This is a genomic window from Tahibacter soli (genome assembly GCF_025717065.2).
GTDB classification, from domain to species: domain Bacteria; phylum Pseudomonadota; class Gammaproteobacteria; order Xanthomonadales; family Rhodanobacteraceae; genus Tahibacter; species Tahibacter soli.
Genome location: NZ_JAOVZO020000003.1, coordinates 625,155 through 640,430, shown reverse-complemented (window position 1 = coordinate 640,430; position 15,276 = coordinate 625,155). Strand labels below are relative to the sequence as shown.

General features: G+C 67.4%; 14 protein-coding genes and 1 pseudogene. 7 read left to right on the top strand and 8 right to left on the bottom strand.

The features are described 5' to 3' along the window. Nucleotide 1: 1 nt before the first annotated feature. Nucleotides 2–1,420: a right-handed parallel beta-helix repeat-containing protein gene (locus OD750_RS05295; RefSeq protein ID WP_263543226.1), complete on the top strand. Its 1,419-nt coding sequence runs from the start codon at nt 2–4 to the stop codon at nt 1,418–1,420. A 374-nt stretch (nt 1,421–1,794) separates the two neighbouring features. Here OD750_RS05295 and OD750_RS05290 read toward each other — a convergent pair. Further along, nucleotides 1,795–2,430 (bottom strand): annotated as a pseudogene (locus OD750_RS05290) (ABC transporter permease); the annotation flags it as partial. Next, nucleotides 2,427–3,200, bottom strand: coding sequence for an ABC transporter ATP-binding protein (locus tag OD750_RS05285; RefSeq protein WP_263543224.1), 774 nt, complete (start codon nt 3,198–3,200; stop codon nt 2,427–2,429). The pseudogene OD750_RS05290 and the gene OD750_RS05285, both read right to left, overlap by 4 nt. Nucleotides 3,201–3,508: 308 nt before the next feature. On the opposite strand from OD750_RS05285, the gene OD750_RS05280 reads away from it, so the two are divergent. The 5 genes from OD750_RS05280 (at nt 3,509) to ybeY (ending at nt 7,221) form a co-directional block, all read left to right on the top strand. Continuing rightward, complete coding sequence (locus OD750_RS05280; protein ID WP_263543223.1) at nt 3,509–4,066, top strand: porin family protein; 558 nt, start codon at nt 3,509–3,511, stop codon at nt 4,064–4,066. 238 nt (nt 4,067–4,304) lie between these two features. Next, nucleotides 4,305–4,877 carry a porin family protein gene (locus OD750_RS05275; RefSeq protein WP_263543222.1) on the top strand — a complete coding sequence of 191 codons (573 nt, stop codon included), beginning with the start codon at nt 4,305–4,307 and terminating at the stop codon, nt 4,875–4,877. A 47-nt stretch (nt 4,878–4,924) separates the two neighbouring features. Continuing rightward, nucleotides 4,925–5,896, top strand: a complete 972-nt coding sequence (locus OD750_RS05270; RefSeq protein ID WP_263543221.1) for a PhoH family protein — start codon at nt 4,925–4,927, stop codon at nt 5,894–5,896. 3 nt (nt 5,897–5,899) lie between these two features. Beyond that, nucleotides 5,900–6,760, top strand: a complete 861-nt coding sequence (locus OD750_RS05265; RefSeq protein ID WP_263543220.1) for an SMP-30/gluconolactonase/LRE family protein — start codon at nt 5,900–5,902, stop codon at nt 6,758–6,760. Then, nucleotides 6,760–7,221 carry an rRNA maturation RNase YbeY gene (gene ybeY / locus OD750_RS05260; protein WP_263543219.1) on the top strand — a complete coding sequence of 154 codons (462 nt, stop codon included), beginning with the start codon at nt 6,760–6,762 and terminating at the stop codon, nt 7,219–7,221. The genes OD750_RS05265 and ybeY overlap by 1 nt, the downstream gene beginning before the upstream one ends. A gap of 150 nt (nt 7,222–7,371) precedes the next feature. On the opposite strand, the gene OD750_RS05255 is transcribed toward ybeY, so the two are convergent. The 6 genes from OD750_RS05255 to OD750_RS05230 form a co-directional block, all read right to left on the bottom strand. Continuing rightward, entirely contained in the window at nt 7,372–8,274 is a 903-nt protein-coding gene (locus OD750_RS05255; RefSeq protein ID WP_263543218.1) for an adenylate/guanylate cyclase domain-containing protein, read from the bottom strand. Between the two features lie 126 nt (nt 8,275–8,400). Then, nucleotides 8,401–10,665 carry a thiamine pyrophosphate-dependent enzyme gene (locus tag OD750_RS05250; RefSeq protein ID WP_263543217.1) on the bottom strand — a complete coding sequence of 755 codons (2,265 nt, stop codon included), beginning with the start codon at nt 10,663–10,665 and terminating at the stop codon, nt 8,401–8,403. A gap of 166 nt (nt 10,666–10,831) precedes the next feature. Next, complete coding sequence (locus tag OD750_RS05245) at nt 10,832–11,437, bottom strand: glutathione S-transferase family protein (RefSeq protein ID WP_263543216.1); 606 nt, start codon at nt 11,435–11,437, stop codon at nt 10,832–10,834. 11 nt (nt 11,438–11,448) lie between these two features. Beyond that, nucleotides 11,449–11,988 carry a GNAT family N-acetyltransferase gene (locus OD750_RS05240; protein WP_263543215.1) on the bottom strand — a complete coding sequence of 180 codons (540 nt, stop codon included), beginning with the start codon at nt 11,986–11,988 and terminating at the stop codon, nt 11,449–11,451. 31 nt (nt 11,989–12,019) lie between these two features. After that, nucleotides 12,020–13,087 carry a hypothetical protein gene (locus OD750_RS05235; protein WP_263543214.1) on the bottom strand — a complete coding sequence of 356 codons (1,068 nt, stop codon included), beginning with the start codon at nt 13,085–13,087 and terminating at the stop codon, nt 12,020–12,022. Nucleotides 13,088–13,124: 37 nt separating this feature from the next. Continuing rightward, on the bottom strand, nt 13,125–14,297 hold the full coding sequence (locus OD750_RS05230) for an acyl-CoA dehydrogenase family protein (protein ID WP_263543213.1): 1,173 nt from the start codon (nt 14,295–14,297) through the stop codon (nt 13,125–13,127). A gap of 148 nt (nt 14,298–14,445) precedes the next feature. Between OD750_RS05230 and OD750_RS05225 the strand changes: the two genes are divergently transcribed. Further along, nucleotides 14,446–15,273 (top strand): polysaccharide deacetylase family protein, encoded by an 828-nt coding sequence (locus tag OD750_RS05225; protein ID WP_263543212.1) that lies wholly within the window; start codon nt 14,446–14,448, stop codon nt 15,271–15,273. Nucleotides 15,274–15,276: the final 3 nt, after the last annotated feature.

The following is a 15,276-nucleotide window of genomic DNA, read 5'->3' as shown; positions in this document are numbered from 1 at the left end:
GATGCGCATCGCGTTCGTCGTACTCGCCTCGCTCGCGCCCGCCGCGCACGGCGCCGAGTGGTTCGTCTCCACCGCCGGCAGCGACGCGAACGGCAACGGCTCGCTCGCGCTGCCGTTTCGCACGCTCTCGCACGTACTCGATCCGGCGAACGACATCGTTTCGGCCGGCGACACGGTTACGCTGCGCGGCCTGCCCGGCGCGAACGTCTACAACGAAGTCGAGGTGCGCCTGCGCGTGCCGCTGACGCTGCGCTCGCGCGCCGGCGAATGGGCGCATATCGCCTGCCCGCTCGACGTGCCCGACACCGTGTGCGTGCAGATCGACCCCGAGGCGTCGGGCAGCCGCCTGTCGCGGCTGGAGATATCGGGCGGCTGGTACTACGGCGTATTCCTGCAGACCGACTGGGACTCGCAGGGCAATCCGAGCGGCACCGGCGCGTCGAACGTCATTGTGGAAGATTGCAAGATTCACGACACCGGCCGCGACGCGATCAAGATCACGCCCAAGTGCGACGACGTGACGATTCGCCGCACCGAGATCTGGAACTCCGGCGCGGGCTATCCGCCCGGCACGCCGCTCGACGACAAGAACGCCGAAGGCATCGACAACGTCAACGGCGCGCGCATGATCGTGCAGGACAGCTACATCCACGACACCGCGACGACCGGCGTGTACTTCAAGGGCGGCGCCGCCGACGTCGTGATCGAACGCAACCGCATCGAGAACGCCGGCGTCGCGGGCATTCTCGTCGGCTTCGACACGAGCCCCGAGTTCTTCGACACGACGCTCAACCCCGGATACTACGAGGCGATTCGCGGCATCGTGCGCAACAACTGCGTGCGCGGCGCGAACTACGCCGGCATCGGTCTGTACGCCGCGCAGAACGCGATCGTCGCGAACAATACGATCGTCGACACGGCCAATCTAGGCCACGCGGCGCTGTATTTCGGCGTCACTTTTCAGGACTACGATCCGCAAGCGGGCCGCCCGGCGAGCGTCGGCACGCAGCTGCGCAACAACCTCGTCGTGCAGAACGGCGGTCGCTGCATCGCGATTCGCCATTCGGACGAACTCGGCGGCCTGTCGGGCCTCGCCGGCAATCCCGGCAGCGACTGGAACGGTTTTCGCGACACGACGGGCGTCTGCGAATTCGTCGACGCACGTCCCGGCAGCCCGATCGACGGCGGCGGCACGCTCGCGCAATGGCGCGCGGCCGTGAACGCCGACACGAACAGCCTCGCCGCCGCATTCGTCGTCGACGCGAACTGCCGGCTGCCCGCGGGAAGCCCCGCGATCGATCGCGGCGAGGCGCTCGCGTCGGTCGTCGACGACATCGACCGCGACGCGCGCGCCGGCGCGTACGACATCGGTGCCGACGAGGCGCGCGTCGACGCGATCTTCACGAACGGTTTCGAATGACGCGACGGATCCAGAAGAAACGAGGGTGCTTCACGCCGCCGTCACGCGTTCGGCTGTCAGAGTTTACAACTTGACTATTTACACATACCGTCGGACGATCGATGCACGAGCAACGGTTCGCGTCGAGAGCGGCGTCGTTGAGGCATGCAAGGAAGCAGGGTGACGCGGGACTCCGGCGTCCGCTCTCGCTTTTCGGCGAACCGGCACTATCCGGCGCTTTCGGCGCTGTAGCGCGCGAGAAGGCCGCTGCGCACGGCCGACTTGTGAATGCGCACGAAGAACGCGAACGCGAGCGCGATGTAGCCGACCGCGAGCGCAAGGCCGATGGCGAGCCCGCCCGGCGACGCGGCGTTGCCCGCGACGATCGCCCGCATGTTCTCGAACGCGTACGCCGGCGGCATCGCGTGCGCGATCCACTGCATCCACGACGGCAGCACCGACAGCGGATAGAACACCGCCGCGAACGGCGACAGCAGCGCCGGCAGCGGCCATGCGAGCCATTCCGCGGCGGGGCCGAACCGCAGCACGCACGCGCTCGCGAAGATGCCGAGCGCGATCCCGAACAGAAACAGGATCGAGATGAAGGGCACGAACGCCGCGCCGTAGGTCGCGAACGGCAGGCCGAACACGCCGCCGGCCAGCGCCAGCATCGCTACGAGGCCGACGAGGCTCGTCAGCACGCTGGTGACGACGAGACCCGCGACGTACTCGGTGATCGTCAGCGGCGTCGCGAACACGTTGAGGAAATTGCGCGACCAGACGTCTTCGAGAAACGCCGTGATCAGCCCGTGCATGATGCGCGTGAAGAAATCCCACAGCAGCACCGCGCCGAGCAGACTCGTGACGAAGTTGGGCCCGCCTTTCGTCGCGCCGTCGAGATAGCGCGCGATGAAGCCCCACAGCACGATGTCGATCGCGACCCAGGCGAACAGCGGCACGACGCGCGTCGGGCTCGAACGCATGAGGTAGAACTGGCGCACCACGATGGCGCCGACGCGGGTCAGGTTCATCGGACACCCGTATTGAAGTCGAGCGGCTCGCGCGCGACGCGGATGAAGAGTTCTTCCAGCGACGCCGCGCCGTGCTGCGCAGGCAACTCGCGCGGGTCGCCCTCGAGCAGGATGCGTCCATGCGACAGGAACAGCACGCGATCGCACACCTCTTCCACCTCGTACATGTTGTGCGAGGTCCACAGGATGCCGCCGTTCGTCTCGCGCGCGATCGCACGGATCGCTTCGCGCAGATCCTGCGCGGTCGCCGGATCGAGCGACGCGGTCGGCTCGTCGAGCAGCAGCAGCGTAGGATCGTTCAGCAGCGCCTTGGCGAGGCTCACGCGCGTCTGTTCGCCGGACGACAGGAGGCCGCATTTGGTGTGCCGGAACTGCGCGATGCGGAAGCGTTCGAGCAGTCGCTCGATGCGCGACTCGAGCGCGTCGACCGCGTAGATGCGCCCGAAGAAGCGCAGGTTCTGCAGCACCGTGAGATTGCCCGGCAGCGGCGCGTAGACCGCCGCGAAATTCGTGCGCGCCAGCGCGCGGGCGCGGTCGCGCGCAAGGTCGATGCCGTCGATCGCGATCGATCCGGCGCTGGGTTCGAGCACGCCGAGCACCATATTGATCGTCGTGGTCTTGCCGGCGCCGTTCGGGCCGAGCAGACCCACGAGTTCGTGCCGGCGCACCGCGAACGACACGTCCTCGACGGCGGCCGTGTCGCCGTAGGTCTTGCGCAGGCGCTCTACCGACAGCACGAGCGGCGCGGCATCGTCGGGGGCTTCGCTCACGGCGTGTCCTGATGAACGTTCGGCGGGCGCGAATAGTGCCACGTGCGGAACGCATGCGCCAAACGACGGAGGCGCGGGCGGGACTTTCGGCATATGCGCCTTAGACATTGGTCGAGGCACCTCTTGAAACTATCCGGCAATGTTCATCGACCGGCGCTCGCACGATGAATCGCGGTTAAAGCATTCAGTTTCGGTGTGCCCTTGTGTTCAGCGGCTGAGCCCGAATATTTGCCCCCGACGGCACGACGGACCGGGAATGTTTCGGCGTGACGCAACATGCATCCACAACTACAGTTCGGAACTAAATCATGAAAACCAAAATGGTGTTGGCTCTCGCTCTGGGTCTGGCCGGTGTGACCGCTCTGCCGGCGGCGATGGCGGACGGCCTGTTCATCAGCGGCAACGTCGGCCAGTCGGACCTCAAGAAAGGCGACTACGACAAGGACACCGCGTTCGCGATCAACGGCGGCTATCGCTGGGGCGCGTTCGGCCTCGAAGCCGGCTACAACGACTTCGGCAGCCTGGAAGACAAGTACTCGACGATCAGCGGCGCCGTGCGCGACAAGATCGACCTGACCGGCTGGAACCTCGGCGTCAACGGCAAGGTGAACTTCGCCGAAAACTGGTACGTCTCGGGCCGCGCCGGCGTGTTTCGCTGGGACGCCGATACCGACTTCGGTCTCGCCGCCGGCCCCCGTACGCGTCGCGACGAGAAGGGTACCGACTGGTATGCCGGCGTCGGCGTCGGCTACGACGTGAACCAGAACTTCGGCGTCGGCCTCGCGTTCGACCGCTTCAAGGCCGACGGCAAGGTTGCCGAGTACACGACGAACCGCACCTCGGTCACGGCGGAATACCGCTTCTAAGTTTCAGCCCCGGAAGTTCTCTCCCCGACGGGCCGCGGCGCATGGATGCGCCGCGGCCCGTTTGCTTTTGCGCGCGCCGCGGAACTTCCGGCGGGCGTTTCGACTCCACAGCAGCGGCCGGTCGCACAGCGCACGACGCGCCGGCCGTCACGCAAACGCACTGCACCTCCCTCCTCGCGTACCGAAAAACGCGCGGCGACGGACTTTCTTGTTCCACAATTAGACTAATGGAATCGTCATGAACCAGAGCATCCTGACGCCGCTGGCGCTCGCGCTCGGCCTCGGCGCGGCGTCGGCCGCGCACGCCGACCTCAACGGCCCGTACGTCAGCGCCGGCGTCGGCGCGGCGAGCATCGAACGCCCCGGCATGGGCACCGCGTCGGCGTGGAATTTCAACGCCGGCTGGCGCTGGAACGGCTTCGGCATCGAAGCCGGATGGAACGACTTCGGCACGTTCGGCCGCGACATCCCGGTCACCGCCGGCGGCGCGACGACGGTACACCGCCACGACATCGACCTGTCGGGTTCGAGCATCGGCTTCAACGACCGCATCGCGCTCGACGCGCGCTGGTACGTCACCGCGCGGCTCGGCCTGTTCCGCTGGAAGACCGCCTATGCCTATGGCCCCGTCGGAGAGCCGCGCGAGACGTACCGCGACAACGGCACCGACTGGTACGGCGGCGTCGGCATCGGCTATCGCGTCAGCGAGCGCTTCGGCGTCGGCCTGTCCGCGGACTATCTGAAGGCGCAGGGACGATTCCTCGAATACACGACGAACCGCCTGACGCTGCAGGCCGAATACGGCTTCTGACGCTTGTCACTGGCTCGCCGGAAGGGGGCGCGCTAACCTCGCCGGTTATGACAGCCTCTTATCGCGACCTCATCCTCGAACCGGAAAACAACGAGCGCCTGGCGAATCTCGCCGGGCCGCTCGACGCGCATCTGCGCCAGATCGAGTTGCGCCTCGGCGTGGAAATCAACAATCGCGGCAACCAGTATCGCGTGATCGGCGACGAACGCAGCGTTGCGCTCGCCGCGAAACTGCTGCACGCGCTGTACGACGCGACCGAAACCGAAACGCTCGACGGCCATGCGATCAATCTGCACCTGCAGGAGTCGGGCATCGAAGCGCTCGCCGAGCGCGACGCCGGCGAGGCGCAGGACGTCGTCATTCGCGTCAAGCGCGGCACGATCAAGGGCCGCGGCGCGAACCAGGCGCGCTATCTGCACGCGATCGCGACGAACGACATCAATTTCGGCGTCGGCCCCGCTGGCACCGGCAAGACCTATCTCGCGGTAGCGAGCGCAGTCGACGCGCTCGAGGACAACCGCGTGCAGCGGCTGATCCTGGTACGTCCCGCGGTCGAGGCCGGCGAGAAGCTCGGCTTCCTGCCCGGCGATCTGACGCAAAAGGTCGATCCGTACCTGCGCCCGCTCTATGATGCATTGTATGAAATGCTTGGTTTTGAAAAAGTGGCCAAACTGATCGAGCGCAACGTGATCGAGATCGCGCCGCTCGCGTACATGCGCGGCCGCACGCTGAACGATTCGTTCGTGATCCTCGACGAGGCGCAGAACACGACGGTCGAGCAGATGAAGATGTTCCTGACGCGCATCGGCTTCGGCTCGGTGGCGGTCGTGACCGGCGACGTCACGCAGATCGACCTGCCCAAGCACGTGCAGTCGGGCCTGCGCGACGCGATCGAGGTGCTGCGCAACGTCGACGGCATCAGCTTCACGTTCTTCACGTCGAAAGACGTCGTGCGCCATCCGCTGGTACAGCGTATCGTTCGCGCCTACGAAGCCCGCGAGGCGAAACCGAAGGATTGATCGATGCGCGTTCTGCTTGCCGCCGCCGTACTCTTCGCCGCTTCCGCGGCGACCGCGCAAACCCTGAACGGCCCGGAAAGCACCGAAGTGCACGCGCGCACCGGACGCGTCTTCGTCAGCAACAAGAACGCGGGCCAGATCCTGGTGCGCGCGACCGACGGCACGCTGTCGGTGTTCACCGACGATCCGACGTCGCCGTACGGCATCGAACTGCTCGGCGGCGTGCTCTACGTCCTCGACTCGGGCAGCGTGCGCGGCTACGACATCGACACTGCGGTGCGCGTGCTCAACGAACCGATCGCCGGCGCGAGCTTCTTGAACGGCATCACGTCGAACGGCCTCGACACGCTGTACGTCACCGACTTCAGCGCAAAGAAAGTGACGGCGCTCAACATAGCGAACCTCGCCGCGCCGGTGCAGACGCCGCTCGCGACGACGACGCAGACGCCCAACGGCATCGTCTTCGACGCGGAAAACCAGCGCCTGCTGATCGCGACCTGGGGCAGCAACGCGAAGGTTCTCGCGCTCGCCACGGGCGGCGGCACGCCGACGATCCTGATCGATACCGCCGCGCCGAACACGCCGCTCAACAATATCGACGGCATCGCGCTCGACTGCCGTGGCGCGATCTACGTCACGCCGTGGACCTGCCCCGGCGGCGGCGGCTGCCTGCGCCGCTTCGATCCGCCGTTCTCGACCACCTCGCCGTCGACCGCCGTGGGCGGCGCGCTGTCGAGCCCGGCCGATATCGACTACGGCAAGTTCACCGGCGACATCGCGATACCGGAATCGGGCGGCAACCGCGTCACGCTCGTGCCCACCGGCTGCGGCGGCGTGCTGTTCGCCGACGATTTCGAGCGCTGATGGCTTTGGACCTGCATTTGTCCTACGCGCCGGGCGTGGCGCGCCGCGGCGTGCCGGCGCGTACGAGTTTCACGGCGTGGGTCGACGCGGCGCTGTCGGTCGCGCGGCGGCGGCGCGCGGCGGAACTGTCGATACGGCTCGTCGACGCCGACGAAGGCCGCGCGTTGAACCGCCAGTACCGCGGTCGCGACTACGCGACGAACGTGCTGTCGTTTCCGGCGGAACTGCCGCCCGGCGTCGTGCTGCCGCTCCTGGGCGATCTCGTGATCTGCGTGCCGGTGGTCGCGCGAGAGGCGGCCGAACAGAACAAGCCGGTCAAACACCACTACGCGCACATGACCGTGCACGGCGTGCTGCATCTGATCGGCCACGATCACATCGAAGAGGCCGACGCCGAACGCATGGAGGCGCTGGAGCGCAAGGCGCTGGCGGGGCTGGGGATTGCCGACCCGTACGTTTGAAAGACTCCCTCTCCCCCAAGCTTGCTTGGGGGAGAGGGTCGGGGTGAGGGGGCGACGCAGGAATCTTCGTCAAGATCGAGGAAGTGCGCAGCGTCGCCCCCTCACCCTGCCCTCTCCCCCAAAGCGCTGCGCGCTTTGGGGGAGAGGGTTCTAAGCTTCCACGCACTGAAAAATCAGCACGAAATCCGGGTTCAACGACGTTTCCTGGCCGAGGCTGATCGTGCCGGCCTTGCGCAGGTGCAGCTCGTCGCGATGCAGGCGCAACTCGTCGCCGTCGCCGACTTTCACCCACGTGCCGTTCGTCGAACGGTCGCCGAGCACCCAGTGACCGCGCTTGTATTCGATCGTCGCGTGCGTGCGCGACACCCACTCGGCGTCGATCATGAGGTTGTTGCTCGCCTCGCGGCCGAGCGAGAACGGCGGCGCGAGTTCGTCGATCTCGAACGCCTGGCTCTTGTAGCGCAGCATCAGCCGCGCCTTGCGCTGCTCGGCTTCGGCGAGCTTGACCACGCGCTGCACGGTCGTGACGTTGGATGTGTCGTCCTGCCACATCACGTCGACGATTTCGATCGGCAGCAGCTTGCCCGACACGCGCGCCGTGCCGACCGAGCGCGTGCGCAGCGGGCCGACGTTGGTCACGCCGGTGACGGTCGACGCCGTGGTGATGATCTGCTCGCGCTTGGCCAGCGACGCCATGCGCGCCGCGGTGTTCACCGCGTCGCCGTAGACGTCGGCCGCTTCGACCAGCGTGTCGCCGTGATGCAGCCCGATGCGGATCGCGAGACTGTCGCGCACGAACGACGGATCGCTCGAGACGCGTTTTTGCATGTCGGTAGCCGCGAGCAGCCCGTTGAGCGGCCCCGGAAACGTGCACATCACCTCGTCGCCGATGGTCTTGATGACCTTGCCGCCGTGCCGCTGCGTCACTTCGCCGAGCGCGTCGAGCACGGCCGCGACGATGCGCCGTGCCGTTTCGTCGCCACGCGTCTCGAACAGCTTGGTGCTGCCGGAAACATCGGCAAAAAGGATGGTTAGTGGCTGGCGTTGACTCATCTGCGCGCGATCATAGGCGATTCGGTCGGCGGGCTCCAGAACCGTCGGAACCCGGTACGACAAGCAGTGATGGCAGTGCGCCGGATATCTCGCGGGACGCCGGGCGGGGCGCCCCGCGACGGCGCCTTACTTGATCGATTCGGCCGCCGCGACGATGTCGTCGTCGCTCGGCAGCACGAGAAACGCCGCGCCCGCCAGCGGCGTATACGTGTCGACGCCGACCACGCGCCGCGTCGGCTTGCCGCCGTGCCCGGCCTCGACGATCGCGGTCATCACGCCTTCGCTGACGCCGGCCGAACGGCGGCCTTCATCGACGACGAGGATGCGCCTGCACTCGCCCGCATGCCGCGCGATCGCCGGCTCGTTGAGCGGCTGCAGCCAGCGCAGGTCGACCGTGCGCACCTTCCAGCCGTGCCGCGCCTCGAGCGTGCGCGCGGCACGCAGCGCCATCGGCACCGTGTTGCCGTAGCAGAACACGACGAGATCGGTGGCGTTCGGTGCGTAGACGCGCTCTTCGCCGAGCGGAATGTGCTGGTCGGGCGCCGGGTACGCCGTGAGCCAGCCGCCGTCGCCGGGTTCGTACAGGTCCTTCGTCATGTACAGCGCGATCGGTTCGAGGAAAGCACAGACGCGGCCGTCCACCTTGGCCAGCGCCGTCAGCGTGCGCAGCATCATCGCCGCGTCGTCGCCGCGGCTCGGGCAGCCGACCACGAGGCCGGGAATGTCGCGCAGCGCGGTGATCGACGTATCGTTGTGGAAATGGCCGCCGAAGCCGCGCTGGTAGCCCAGCGACGCGATGCGCATGACCATCGGGTTGCGGTACTGGCCGTTCGAGAAGAACTGCAGCGAGCACGCCTCGCCGCGGATCTGGTCGCACGCGTTGTGGAAATACGCGAGGTACTGGATCTCGGGCAGCGGCAGCATGCCCATGTTCGAATAGCCCTGCGCGAGCCCGAGAATCATCGTCTCGTCGAGCAGGGTGTTGAACACGCGCTGGCTCTTGAACGCCTTGTGCAGCCCCTTCGTCACGGTGTACACGCCGCCCTTTTGCGCGACGTCCTCGCCGAACAGCAGCGCCTCGGGGTATTTGCAGAACAGATCGTGCAGCGCGTTGTTGATCTGGATCGCCAGATGCCGCGGCGCCTGCTTCTCGGGCAGCTTTTCCTCGCCGCCGAACACCGCGGCGCGCTTTTCGGCGAAGTCGGCGCGCTTGGCTTCGACGTTGACCTGGTTCGGGTGATACGGCGCGAGCGGCGCGATCACTTCGGCGAGATCGGTCAGCTTCGGCCGGCGGTCGGCCTCTTCGGCCGCGGCGAAGCACTTCGCGCGAATCGCCTCGTATTTCGCCAGCAGCGTGTCCTTCGAATACAGCCCCGACGCGAGCGCGATCTGCGCCGAGCGCAGCAGCGGGTCGGTCGCCTCGACGGCCATCAGTTCGTCGACGCTGCGCCATTCGATTTCGAAGTCGGTGCCGGCGTGGCCCATGATGCGCGTCGTGCGCAGGTGCAGGAACGTCGGCCGGCGCGTCGTGCGGCAGTGGTAGACGGCGCGCGCCACTTGTTCGTAGCCGTTCGCGAGGTCGAGGCCGTCGGCGTAGAAATAGTCCAGATCGCGGCGCTGGCTGAAACTCGCGGAAATCCAGTCGGTCGGCGTCTTCACCGAAATGCCGATGCCGTTGTCCTCGCACACGAACAATACCGGCGCCGGCAGCTTCTGGTACGCGGTCCAGCCGGCCGCGTTGAACGCGGTCTGCGCGGTCGCGTGGTTCGCCGACGCGTCGCCGAACGAACAGACCGCGATCGAATCGTCGGGCACCGGCAGCTTATGGCCGATGCGGCGCGCCTGTTCGATCGCGACGGCGGTACCAAGCGCCTTGGGCAGGTGCGAGGCGATCGTCGAGGTCTGCGGCAGCACCCACAGCGGCTTGGAGCCCCACACCTTGTGGCGGCCGCCGGACGCCGGGTCGTCCTTGCTCGCGGCGAACGACAGCGCCGAATCCATGATCGGATCCATGCCCGGCAGCTTGCGGAAGCGCTCGGCCATGAAGCCGCCGGAACGGTAGTGCAGGAACGCGGGGTCGGTATGGCGCGTCAGGCGCGCGACCATCGCGTTGCCTTCGTGGCCGGACGAGCCGATCGTGTAGAACACCTTGTTCTTGACGCGCAGCACGCGCGCCATGAGATCGAGGTGCCGGCTGATCAGCTGCGATTCGAGCAGCTCGTCGAAGTCGCGCGCGGTGCACAGGCTGCCCGGCAGCACCGGCTGGTCGGCCGCCGGACGCGCATGCGGCGCCGCGCTCCAGCCGCGCACGAACTCGAGAAAGTTCTGATCGCAGACCTCGGCGCGGTTGACGTTCTTCTGGCGAGCGGGAATCGGAGCGACGACGGACATGGGCGAGGCCTGTATGCGGCGCACCGGCACACGCACGTCGGCGTTGCAGGCGCAAGACAAAGGGAGCGCAAGGATAACGGCGCGCGCGACGGGTTTGAAATCTGACGCGGTGCAGCAAGCCAATGGCCCGCCGCAACCGCGCGGGAATGGCACCAGCGAGGATCGGCTACGCCGGCGTCATCGCCACGTGCCCCGGTTGCGCGCGCACGCGATCGAGCCACGCGCCGACGGCCGGATACGCGGAAAGATCGAACCCGCCGTCGGCCGCCGCGTGCGTGTACGCGAACAAGGCGATGTCGGCGATCGTGTACGCATCGCCGGCAAAGTACGCGGCTCGCGACAAATGTCGCTCCATCACCGCCAGCGCCTGGTTGCCGCGCTCGACGAGCCGCGGCAGTTCGGCGCGCCGCGGCGTGTCGGCCGGCAGCATCGTGCGGATGAAGCGCGCGACGGCGATGTACGGTTCGTGGCTGTACTGCTCGAAGAACAGCCATTGCAGCACCTGCGCGCGCTGCCAGCGATCCTCGGGCAAGAGCGGCGATCCGTCGGCGAGATAGCACAGGATCGCGTTCGACTCGGCGAGATACCGCCCTTCCTCGTCGCGCAGCAGCGGCACGCGGCCGTTCGCGTTCATCGCGAGGTATTCCGGCGTGCGCGATTCGCCGGCGAGGATGTTCACCTCGTTCCAGCGGTACGGCCGGCCGAGCCGTTCGAGCAACAATTGCACCTTGTAGCAATTGCCGGACGACTTCATGCCGTAGACGGTGAGCATGGCGTGCGTCCTCAACGCCGCCGCGCGAACCATTCTTCGCGCGACTGGCCCCACGCCTCGACGTTTTCGTGCTCGTACGGCGCCGGCAGGCGCGTGGGGCCGAGCAGGCGCGAACCGAGCTTCTGCGCGACCACGCGCGAGCCGACGTTGAGCGGGTCGATCGTGTGGATGACCTGCGTCCACCCGAGATGCTCGAACGCCCAGTCGATCGCCGCGCTCGCGCCTTCGGTCGCGTAGCCGCGCCCGGCGAACTCGCGCGCGATGCCCCAGCCGACCTCGGTGCCGGGCCAGCCTTCGGGCATCCACGGACCGAGGCGGCCGATCCAGCGTCCGCTCGCCTTCTCGATGACGCAGAACATCGCGTAGCCCTGCAGCGACCACGCGCCGGCCATCGTCATGAAGCCGCGCCACGCGAGCGAACGCGGCTGCACGCCGCCGAGAAAGCGCATCGTTTCGGCATCGGCCTGGAACGCGGCGAAGCCGTCGAAATCGGCGAGCACCGGCGGGCGCAGGATCAGGCGCGGCGTTTCTATCGTGCGGTGGTCGCTCATTCGGTTCTTCGCTGCGGTCGTCACGTCGCGATCATTCGAAATCGTGGGCGAAAATATATCCGTCGCGCAACGCGAGGCGCAGCGTGACGCGGCGCACTTCGTCGCGCGCGAGTACGAGCGGCGGATACACGAACAGGCAGTCGACCATGCTGTAGCAGTTGCCGCGCGTGACGAATCGAGTGACGTAGTTCGGCGCGTACGCGGCGACGCGGTCGCCGGACGGGCCGAGATACTGCACGTGCTCGCCGCTCGCCGCGTCGTAGCGCGCCGGCCGCAACAGCGCCGGTCCCATGATGCTCGACCAGCCGCCGACCGACGGCTGCGGAATCTCCACGCCCGTGGCGCTGTCGAGCACGCGCACGCGCACGACCGAAAACGGCTTCATCGCGAAATCGATGTTCGACGCGGCGCCGCCGGCGGGCACGGTCACCAGCTGGCCGTACTCCGGCGGCGCGCAGACGTCGACGCATTCGTCGCCCGGCCAGAACTGCGTGACGAACGTTTCGATGTGGCCCGAAACGTAGTAGCGCCCGGGCGCGACGCCGCCGATGACCCAGTTGCCGGCCGGGTCGGGCTGCAGGTCGTACCAGTCTGCGAACGCGTTGCCGTTCTCGTCGTAGACGGTGACGAGGAACCACGAGATCGTCGTCGTCGCGTCGTAGGCGTCCGTTACGCGTCCGCGCAGTTCGTCGCCGGGCTGCGGCGTGAGATTCACTTCCTGGCGCTCGTCGCCGGCCGCGAGCGCGATCGGCGTGAAGTCGAAGCCGGCGAACGCCGTTTCGTTGCGTCCGTCGAAGCATTGCCGCAGCAGAACGTTGTCGTCGTAGCACATGCGATACGTGCCCGCCGCTATCGACGAATAGAGATATCCGTCGGTGCCGACGATCTGCGGCACGTAGCCGGGATTTTCCCAGAACAGTCCGTTCGACGAGCGGCGCTGGAGCAGGAGCCCCGCGGGCGAGAACGTCGCGCCGTCGGGAACGACGACGCGACCGCTCAGCGATGCCGCCTGCGCGCCATCGATGGCGACGGCGGCTAGCGCCGCCACGAAGGCCGCGCGCACGAACGCGCCGATACCGCCCGACCGCCTCATCGTCATGGCTACCCCTGTCTTCGCGCCGCAACGGCGCGCGGCGTCAGAACGCGTTGATGCCGGTCAGTTCGCGGCCGACGACGAGCTGGTGCACGGTTTCCGTGCCTTCGTACGTGATCACGGATTCGAGGTTCAGCGCGTGGCGGATCGCGCCGTATTCGGTCGTGATGCCGGCGCCGCCGAGGATGTCGCGCGACTCGCGCGCGATGTCGAGCGCCATGCGCACGTTGTTCCACTTCGCCAGCGACACCTGCGTCGGCTGCATCCTGCCGGCGTCTTTGAGACGGCCGAGCTGCAGCGACAACAGCTGCGCCTGCGTGATGCGGCGCGCCATGTCGGCGAGCTTCAGCTGCACGGCCTGCGTCGCGGCGATCGGACGGTTGAACAGCACGCGCGTCTTCGAATATTCGGTCGCTTCGGAAAGGCACGCGATGGCCGCGCCGATCGGGCCCCAGGTGATGCCGTAGCGCGCCTGCGTGAGACAGCCGAGCGGCCCCTTGAGGCCCTTCACGTTGGGCAGGCGGTTCGCGTCGGGCACGCGCACGTTGTCGAAGAACAGGCCCGACGTCACCGACGCGCGCAGGCTCATCTTCTTGTGGATTTCCTGCGCGGCGAAGCCGGGCATGTCCTTCTCGACGATGAAGCCCTGGATGCCTTCCTCGGTCTGCGCCCAGACGATCGCGATGTGGGCGAGATTGCCGTTCGTGATCCACATCTTGGCGCCGTTGATGATCCAGTCGCCGCCGTCGCGCTTGGCGTTGGTCTTCATGTTCGCCGGATCGGAGCCGCCGTGCGGCTCGGTCAGGCCGAAGCAGCCGATCACCTTGCCCGCGGCCATGTCCGGCAGCCAGCGGCGGCGCTGTTCTTCGCTGCCGTAGGCGTAGATCGGATACATGCACAGCGACGATTGCACCGAGGCGAAGCTGCGGATGCCCGAATCGCCGCGCTCGAGTTCCTGGCAGATCAGGCCGTAGCTGACCGCGTTCATGCCGGCGCAGCCGTATTCGGTCGGCAGCGACGAGCCGAGCAGGCCCAGCTCGGCCATTTCCGGAATCAGGTCGCGCGGAAACACGCCCTTGTCGAAGCACTCGCCGATGATCGGCAGCACGCGCTCGTCGGTGAAGCGCGCGACGGTGTCCTGCACCATGGCCTCTTCTTCGGTGAGCATCGAGCGGACGTCGTAGAGGTCGTACGGATTGAGTGTGCTGGCGGCCATGGTTTTCCCGGATTAGCGCGGCGACGAGGAAGCCCGCAATTCTAGCCAGCGCCTGCGCGAACTGCATCGACGCGCGCAATGGCCCCATGCAAACGCGTTCGATCGGCTCCCTGGCGGAGCCAGCGCCGCGACCGGTTATCATCGCGCGATGCGCGTACCGATCCTGACCTACCACGGCGTGAACATCGCCGGAAACGACTATGCCACGAACGACCACGTCGCGTTCGCCGCCGACCTCGATGCGATCCACGCGCTCGGCCTGCGCATCGTACCGGTCGCATGGGTCGTCGATGCAGTGCTCGGCCGCGCGACGCGCGACCTTGCGCGCTGCGTCGCGCTCACCTGCGACGACGGCAGCAATTTCGACTACCACGATCTCGACCATCCGCAGCACGGTCGCCAGAAGAGTTTCTATAACGCACTGCTCGACTTTCGCGCGCGGCACGGCGCGCACGCGCAGCCCGACCTGCACCTGACGTCGTTCGTCATCGCCGAGCCCGCCGCGCGCGACGCGATGGACCGGCTCTGCCTCGTCGGCCGCGACTGGATGCGCGAGGACTGGTGGCGCGCGGCGCAGGCGAGCGGCCTCGTCGCGATCGAAAACCACAGCTGGGACCACAACCACCCGTGCCTGACCAGCCCCGGCCCCGCGGGTCTCGTGCGCGGCGACTTCCACGACGTCGGCGACGAGGCCAAGGCCGAGTTCGAAATCGCGCAGGCGCAGGACTACATCGCGTCGCGCATCGAGCGGCGGCCGTCGCTGTTCTGCTATCCGTTCGGACACGTGAACGACTTCCTGCGCGCCGACTGGCTGCCGCGGCGCGGCGCGGCGCTCGGCCTCGACGCCGCGTTCGGCGACGGCGCGACGCCGGCGACGGTCGATACGGACCGCTGGAACGTGCCGCGCTACATCTGCGGCTGGCATTGGAAGTCGCCGGAAGGGCTCGCGCAGATCCTGCGCGACGCGGCGAAGTAACGC